Genomic DNA, 7304 nt, shown 5'->3' on the forward strand with positions numbered 1-7304 from the left:
GCCCAACCTGGCGCCCAACCCGGTGCCCGGCCCGCCGCGCAGGCGTCCGCGGAACCGGACGAGTACCCCCTCGCCGCGCCGCTGCCTCCCGAGGCGCCGCCCGCCGATCCGCGTACGGCCGACCTTCCGACGCCCCCCGCGGGCCTGAAGGTCTGTGTGGCCTGCCGCGCGGGCCAGGTCGACCAGGACGGCTACTGCGAGAACTGCGGGCACGCGCAGCCGCGCGAGCGCGACCACATGGAGCAGGAGCTGGGCTCGGTGGCCGCGGTCAGCGACCGGGGCCTGCGCCACCACCGCAACGAGGACGCGTTCACGGTGTCCTCGACCGCGCTGTCCGACGGCTCGCCCGCGGTCGTCGCCATCGTCTGTGACGGCGTCTCCTCGGCGACCCGCCCCGACGAGGCCTCGCTGGCCGCCTCCCGCGCGGCCAACGAGTCCCTCCTGGCGGCCCTGCCGCGCGGCACGCACCCGCAGCAGGCGATGCACGACGCGATCCTCGCGGCCTCGGAGGCCGTCAACTCCCTTGCGGACCGCAGTGCTCCGGCCCACGAGCACCAGCCGCACGTGAACGCGCCCGCCTGCACCATCGTCGGCTCCGTCGTCACCCCCAGCCTGCTGATCGTCGGCTGGGTCGGCGACAGCCGCGCCTACTGGGTGCCCGTGGACCGGTCGTCGCCCCCGGCCCGGCTCACCGAGGACGACTCCTGGGCCGCCCAGATGGTCGCCGCGGGCCTGATGAACGAGGCCGAGGCGTACGCGGACGAGCGCGCCCACGCCATCACGGGCTGGCTCGGGGCGGACGCGTACGAACTGGAGCCGCACACCGCTTCCTTCAAGCCGGACCAGCCGGGTGTAGTGGTGGTGTGCACCGACGGACTGTGGAACTACGCGGAGGCGGCGGAGGAAATGGCCGAGGTCATCCCGCCCGACGCCGCGGACCGTCCGCTGCACAGCGCCCAGGTCCTGGTGGGTCACGCCCTGGACGGCGGGGGCCACGACAACGTAACAGTGGCCGTCGTGCCGTTCCCGGCCCCGTCTCAGGGGGCAGGATCGGCCTGAGGCCGAAGCGGTACGAGCCGTGTGAAACGGCATCGGCCTCGGAGGGGCCAGGACCGGAGGGGACCGGTCCGCCCACCGACATCACCCACACCTCGTGGGAGTCCTGAGGGGGAGCAGAGAAGGCATGGCCAATTTCTCGAAGTCGAACGTGCCGCAGTTCTCGGTGGACGTCTACCAGAACGAGTACCTGCCGGAGGGCGGCCGCGAGGTCAACGCGATCGTCACGGTGACCTCGACCGGCGGCGGCACGGTGGGCAGTGCCGTGGCGGCACCCCACCTCTACACGCCGGGTGAGGGCCCGGACGCGGCCGTGGCGATCATGGTCGACTGTTCGGGGTCCATGGACTACCCGCCGACGAAGATGCGGGGCGCCCGGGACGCGACGGCGGCGGCGATCGACGCGGTGCGCGACGGGGTGCACTTCGCGGTGATCGGCGGGACGCATGTGGCCAAGGAGGTCTACCCGGGCGGGGGCCGGCTCGCCGTCGCCGACGCGCAGACCCGCGACCAGGCCAAGCAGGCGCTGCGCAAGCTGAGCGCGGGCGGCGGCACGGCGATCGGCACCTGGCTGCGGCTGGCCGACCGGCTGCTGTCCTCGGCGGACGTCGCCATCCGGCACGGCATCGTGCTCACCGACGGCCGCAACGAACACGAGTCGCCCGAGGACCTCAAGGCCGCGCTGGAGGCCTGCGCGGGCCGGTTCACCGCGGACGCGCGGGGCGTCGGCACGGACTGGGAGGTCAAGGAGGTCACCGGGATCGCGTCCGCGCTGCTCGGCACCTCCGACATCGTCGCCGACCCGGCGGGCCTGTCCGCCGACTTCACGCAGATGATGGAGACGGCCATGGGCAAGGAGGTCGCGGACGTGGCGCTGCGGCTGTGGACCCCGGTCGGCACGTCGATCAAGTTCGTCAAGCAGGTCGCGCCCACGGTCGAGGAGCTGACCGACCGCCGCACGGAGGCGGGACCTCGTGCCGGGGACTACCCCACCGGCTCCTGGGGGGACGAGTCCCGCGACTACCACGTGTGCGTCGAGGTCCCCGAGGCCGACCTCGGCCAGGAGATGCTGGCCGCCCGCGTCTCCCTGGTGATCCCGCAGGGCGACGGCACCGCGCAGACGCTGGGCGCCCAGGGTCTCGTACGGGCCGTGTGGACCGACGACATGGCGGCGTCCACGTCGATCAACCCACAGGTCGCGCACTACACGGGTCAGGCGGAACTGGCACAAGTCATCCAACAGGGCCTGGATGCCCGCAAAGCGGGAGATGTCGACGGCGCAACGGCCAAGCTGGGGCGGGCCGTTCAGCTCGCCAGCGCCTCCGGAAACGCGGATACGGCGAAACTGCTTTCGAAGGTGGTGGACGTGGTCGACGCCGCGGCAGGTACTGTGCGATTGAAGGCGAAGGTCGCGGAGGCCGACGAGATGACTCTCGAGACACGGTCCACAAAGACTGTTCGTGTAAAGAAGTAGAGCGGTACGCGCTCGGTTGCGAGCGCGGTGGCAAACAGGCAGTAACCAGCAGTACGCAAGCGGTTTGCACGATTTGCGGCCCTCTCGGGCCGGAACAGGAGAGGGGGAAGCGCCGACATGCCGACCTGCCCGAACGGACACCAGTCGGGTTCCGACGACTGGTGCGAGGTCTGCGGTCACCGCATGGCCGGTGCCGTGCCCCCGCCACCTCCACCGCCGCCCCCGGCGGCCGGCTACGGCTATCCGCCGCCCGGTTCGCCCCCGCCGCCCGGCCAGGGCGGCCGCCCGCATCTCTCCGCGGTGCCCGACGCGCCCTCGGCCGAGCTCTGCCCGCAGTGCCGTACTCCGCGTGAGGGCGGGGCACCGTTCTGCGAGGAGTGCCGGTGGAACTTCCTGACGAACACCGCGACCTCGTACACCCCGGCCGCGCCGCGCCCTCCGGGGCCCGGCGGCGGTCCTGGTCCTGGTGGTCCCGGTGGACAGAACCCGGCGCTGCGTTTCCAGCAGCAGCCGCCCGGACAGCCCGGTGGCGGCCCCGGCGGGTACGACTACCAGGGCTCCCGGCCCTCGCAGATGAACCGGCCCGCCGAGCCGATCCCGCCGTTCGGCGAGAACCCCTCGGGCTTCCCCGGTGACCCGTCACGACCGGTTCCGCCGCCGCCCGGGCCTGGCGGCACGGGGCCCGGGATGCCTGGCGGCTTCGGCGGTCCGGGTGGGCCCGGTGGCCAGGGTGGGCCTGGTGGTCCCGGCGGTCCGAACGGTCTCGGCGGTCCTGGTGGGCCTCCGGGTGGACCCGGCGGGCCGGGTGGCCCCGGCGGGCCCGGTGCTCCGCAGGGGTACCAGCAGTCCGGTCCGCCCGCTCCGCCCGCGTACCCGCAGGAGACCGGGCGCCCTCAGGCACCCGGCGGTCCCGGCGGACCTGGTGGTCCCGGAGGGCAGTCCTTCGGTGGCGGGGAGGACGACTGGGTGCTCCCGCCCCCGTCGACCGGTACGCCCGGCGGTCCTGGTGGCCCCGGCGGTCCTCCCGGCCCCGGTGGCGGTCCGGGCGGTGGCTACGGCTACCCGCAGCCCGGCTCGACGCAGGCGCCGCCCGGCTACCAGCAGCAGCCGCTGTCGTGGAGCATCACGATCGGGCCCGACCGTGAGTACTTCATGGCGATGATGCAGCGCTCGGGACCGGAGGCCGCGGGGCTGAACCTGCCCGCGTACTCCCCCGAGCAGCAGCGCCCGCTCACCGGCAACCAGATCACCATCGGCCGCCGCCGTCACTCCACGGGCGAGTCCCCTGACATCGACCTGGCTGTGCCGCCGGAGGACCCGGGCGTCTCGCACCAGCACGCGGTGCTCGTCCAGCAGCCCGACGGCAGCTGGGCGGTCGTCGACCAGAACTCCACGAACGGCACCACGGTCAACGGCGCCGAGGAGCCCATCCAGCCCTTCGTCCCCGTACCGCTGCAGGACGGCGACCGGGTGCACGTGGGCGCGTGGACGACGATCACGATCCGACGGGGCTAGGCGGAACCGGGCAGAACCAGGCCCCGCAAGGGGCGCGGGGCTGGGACATGTGCGGCTCCGCCGCGATGGGGGTCCCCCCGCTCGAGCGAAGCCGAGAGTGGGGGAGCGCCCAGCCCCCACCGGCCCGCCGTCGACGAACCGCACAACCAGCGGAGCTCACGGCAGGGGCCAGGCGTACGGCCCCGCGGGGTCGTCCAGCCACGCCCACGCGCGGCCGCCGTCGACCGTGATCCCGTACCGCTGCCGGGGCGGCTGCCCCTCGCGCTCCCAGATCCCGTACGCCTCGTGCGGGTCGAGGCTGTCCGCCGTGAGGGTCAGCAGGAAGCGGAGCAGCTCGTGGCTCCTGGTCCGGCGCGGCAGTTCCGACAGGTCCACGTCCGGGAGTTCGGGCCCGGGCGGGCCGCCGCGCAGGGGCACGAAGTAGGCGGGCGTGTGCAGGAAGCGGCCCTCTGCGTACTCGGAGTCGCGTACGCGCAGTGCGATGAGTCCGGTGGCGAACGGCGCGAGGATCCGGGCACCCGGGGCGCACTGGGCCAGCCAGGCGCGCGGGATCGTGCTGAGCGTGCAGGTGGCGATGATCCGGTCGAAGGGGGCGCGCTCCGGACAGCCGCGCGCCCCGTCGCCGGTGACGACGGTGGGGTGATGGCCCGCGAGGGCCAGGTGGCGCCGGGCGGACTCGGTGATCTCCGGGTCCAGGTCGACCGTGGTGACCTGCCCGTCGCCGAGCCGGTGCGAGAGCAGGGCCGCGTTGTAGCCGGTGCCCGCGCCGATCTCCAGGACCGCGTCGCCGTCCCGTACCGCCAGCTCGGCCAGCATCTTCGCCATCAGGGACGGCTGGCTGCTGGACGAGAGCAGTTCGCCGTCGCGCACCCGGGTGGCCAGCGGGGCGTCCGCGTAGGCGCCGCGCACCCAGTTCTCGCGCCTGCGCGGGCTGGGGTCCTCGCCCCACCGGCGCTCGTAGCCGCCACTGAGTGCGCCGACGTAGTAGTACGGCACGAAGAGGTGGCGCGGGACGCTCTCGAAGGCCTCCCGCCAGACCGGGTCCGTGGCCCAGGCCCCGCTCGCCTCGATCTCACGCACCAGCGCCGCCCGCGCCGTGGCGGCGAGGTCGTCGAGACCGGGGTCGATTGCGTGCGCGCCCATACCTCCACTGTGCTGCCGGACGGGCCGGGAGGCGAGCGCCGGGGACGACCGATCCGGAATCACCCCTTCAACGATCCGGAACCGGCCCTTCGATTCGGGTGGTCCTAAGCCTTGAGTCCTCGGTCACCCGGTCTGAGACCATGGACAACGTGCTGCATTCACCGGGGGACAACCCCCGGACCCCCGGCCGAGACGACCAGGGGCTGACCGGAGCGACCTTTGTGAGGGCCAACTGACGTGAAAGAGATTCCGCGCGGCACGCTTCAGGAGCAGACCTTCTACGAGCAGGTCGGCGGCGAGGAGACCTTCCGGCGACTGGTGCACCGGTTCTACGAGGGTGTCGCCGAGGACCCGCTGCTGCGGCCCATGTATCCCGAGGAGGACCTGGGCCCGGCCGAGGAGCGCTTCACCCTGTTCCTGATCCAGTACTGGGGCGGCCCGACCACGTACAGCGAGAACCGCGGTCACCCCCGGCTGCGGATGCGGCACGCCCCGTTCGCGGTCGACCGCGCGGCGCACGACGCCTGGCTGAAGCACATGCGGGTCGCCGTCGACGAACTCGGCCTCTCCGAGGAGCACGAGCACACGCTGTGGAACTACCTGACGTACGCGGCGGCGTCGATGGTGAACACCGAGGGCTGAGCACCGCCGGGCCGGACGCCCGCGCGGCCTGGAGCCGTCGGGCTGGACTCGGTCGCCGACCCCGTAGACGCGCGCATTCCGGTCGCATGTCGCCGGAATCCGGTCACGATCCGGTCAAAGTCGGCTCTCAAGCGCTTACCCCGGAGCCGTCACCTCTGACAGCATCGCCCGAAGATCCGGAGTGACGGGGATTCCGGGATACGGCGGGGGGCCGGGTGACGGGGTTCGTTTTTTCGCGCGTGCGGGCACATCGACTGCTGCTGACCGCCGCGCTGCTCACCGTCGTGCTCACCACGGCGGTCCTGGCGACCCTCACCGCGTACTCCGGCGCGATCGGTGACGCCGCCCTGCGCCACTCGCTCCTCGACACCTCACAGGGTGCCGGGCGCGAGGAGAGCGCGGCGGCCACGACACTGATCGTCAAGGCCGACGTACCCCCGCAGGAACACACGGCCGCCGACAAGGCCGTACGGGAGGGCGCGCGGCGCACCTTCGACGGGCTGCCGGTGACGCTGCGGACGCTGACACGGTCGGGGCCGTACGCGCTGCCGAGGTCGCTGCAGCCCGCCGCCGAACGCTCGGGCGATCCGGACCTCACGCACTTCGCGGCGCTCGACCGGACCCAGGTGCGGATGGTCTCGGGCCGACTGCCCGGTGCTCCGGGGGACGACCGCGAGATCGAGGTGGCCCTTCCCGAGGCGGCCGCGCGGGAACTCGCGCTGAAGGCGGGCACCCGGCTGACGCTCGTCGACCGGTTCGGCGGGCCCAAGGTGCGGATCCGGGTGACCGGGGTGTACCGGCCCGCGCGCGTCACCTCCCCCTACTGGCAGTTGGAGGACCTGCGCGGACGCGGGGTCAGCAGGCTGGACTTCACGACGTACGGGCCGCTGCTCGCCGATCCGGCGGTGCTCGCAGCGGCGACGGGCAGTGGACAGAAAGGTGGGACGGACCGGGCGGGCGTGACGGTGAGCGCCGGGCAGACCGGCTGGCTGGCGTCCGCCGACTTCTCCACGCTGACGACCGGGCGGATCGACGCACTGCGGGACGCGGCGCGCTCCGGGCCACGTTCGCTGCTCAAGTCCCCCTCGCTGCACGGCACCACGGCCGTCACGACATCGTTGCCGGAGGAACTGGACCGCGTAGAAAGGTCGTTGCTGGTCTCCCGTTCGACGCTGCTGATCGTGGCGCTCCAGCTCTCGCTGCTCGCCGGGTACGCGCTGCTGCTCGTGGCCCGGCTGCTGAGCGTCGAACGGGCCGGTGAGACACGGCTGTTGCGGGCGCGTGGCGCGACCCGCGGGCGGGTGGCGTGGCTCGCCGCCCTGGAGGCGCTGCTGCTGGCGGTCCCGGCCGCGGTGTGCGCGCCCGCGCAGGAGGGCTGACATGTCTTCGGTACTGGTGATCACGGGGACGGGCACGGAGGTCGGCAAGTCCGTTACGACCGCGGCCCTCGCCGCGGCGGCCCTCGCGGCCGGGC

The 7304-nt window shown here is 73.3% G+C and carries 5 protein-coding genes and 1 pseudogene; 5 read left to right on the forward strand and 1 reads right to left on the reverse strand.

Features of this window, described 5'->3' with window-relative positions; all coding sequences use genetic code 11:
• The 3 genes from O3Q52_RS45295 to O3Q52_RS45305 form a co-directional block, all read left to right on the forward strand.
• The coding region (locus O3Q52_RS45295; RefSeq protein ID WP_269654336.1) for a PP2C family serine/threonine-protein phosphatase at positions 1-1059 on the forward strand (1059 nt) is incomplete at its 5' end.
• 124 nt (positions 1060-1183) lie between these two features.
• Complete coding sequence (locus O3Q52_RS45300; protein WP_269654337.1) at positions 1184-2530, forward strand: VWA domain-containing protein; 1347 nt, start codon at positions 1184-1186, stop codon at positions 2528-2530.
• A 117-nt stretch (positions 2531-2647) separates the two neighbouring features.
• The gene (locus O3Q52_RS45305; protein ID WP_269654338.1) at positions 2648-4045 is read left to right on the forward strand and encodes an FHA domain-containing protein; all 1398 of its coding nucleotides are present in this window, start codon (positions 2648-2650) and stop codon (positions 4043-4045) included.
• 156 nt (positions 4046-4201) lie between these two features.
• Here the strand turns inward: O3Q52_RS45305 and O3Q52_RS45310 are convergent, their stop codons facing one another.
• Positions 4202-5188 carry a methyltransferase domain-containing protein gene (locus O3Q52_RS45310; RefSeq protein WP_269654339.1) on the reverse strand — a complete coding sequence of 329 codons (987 nt, stop codon included), beginning with the start codon at positions 5186-5188 and terminating at the stop codon, positions 4202-4204.
• A 237-nt stretch (positions 5189-5425) separates the two neighbouring features.
• Here O3Q52_RS45310 and O3Q52_RS45315 point away from each other — a divergent pair, with 237 nt between their 5' ends.
• Positions 5426-5830: a globin gene (locus O3Q52_RS45315; protein WP_055611684.1), complete on the forward strand. Its 405-nt coding sequence runs from the start codon at positions 5426-5428 to the stop codon at positions 5828-5830.
• Positions 5831-6045: 215 nt separating this feature from the next.
• Positions 6046-7194 (forward strand): annotated as a pseudogene (locus O3Q52_RS45320) (FtsX-like permease family protein); the annotation flags it as partial.
• Positions 7195-7304 lie beyond the last annotated feature (110 nt).

Origin of the sequence: Streptomyces sp. ActVer (genome assembly GCF_027270795.1) — a bacterium.
GTDB lineage: Bacteria > Actinomycetota > Actinomycetes > Streptomycetales > Streptomycetaceae > Streptomyces > Streptomyces umbrinus_A.

Bases quoted from the DNA above. Each gene is read 5' to 3' on its own strand.
- O3Q52_RS45300 (WP_269654337.1), top strand. From the start codon at position 1,184: ATGGCCAATTTCTCGAAGTCGAACGTGCCGCAGTTCTCGGTGGACGTC.
- O3Q52_RS45305 (WP_269654338.1), top strand. From the start codon at position 2,648: ATGCCGACCTGCCCGAACGGACACCAGTCGGGTTCCGACGACTGGTGC.
- O3Q52_RS45310 (WP_269654339.1), bottom strand. From the start codon at position 5,188: ATGGGCGCGCACGCAATCGACCCCGGTCTCGACGACCTCGCCGCCACG.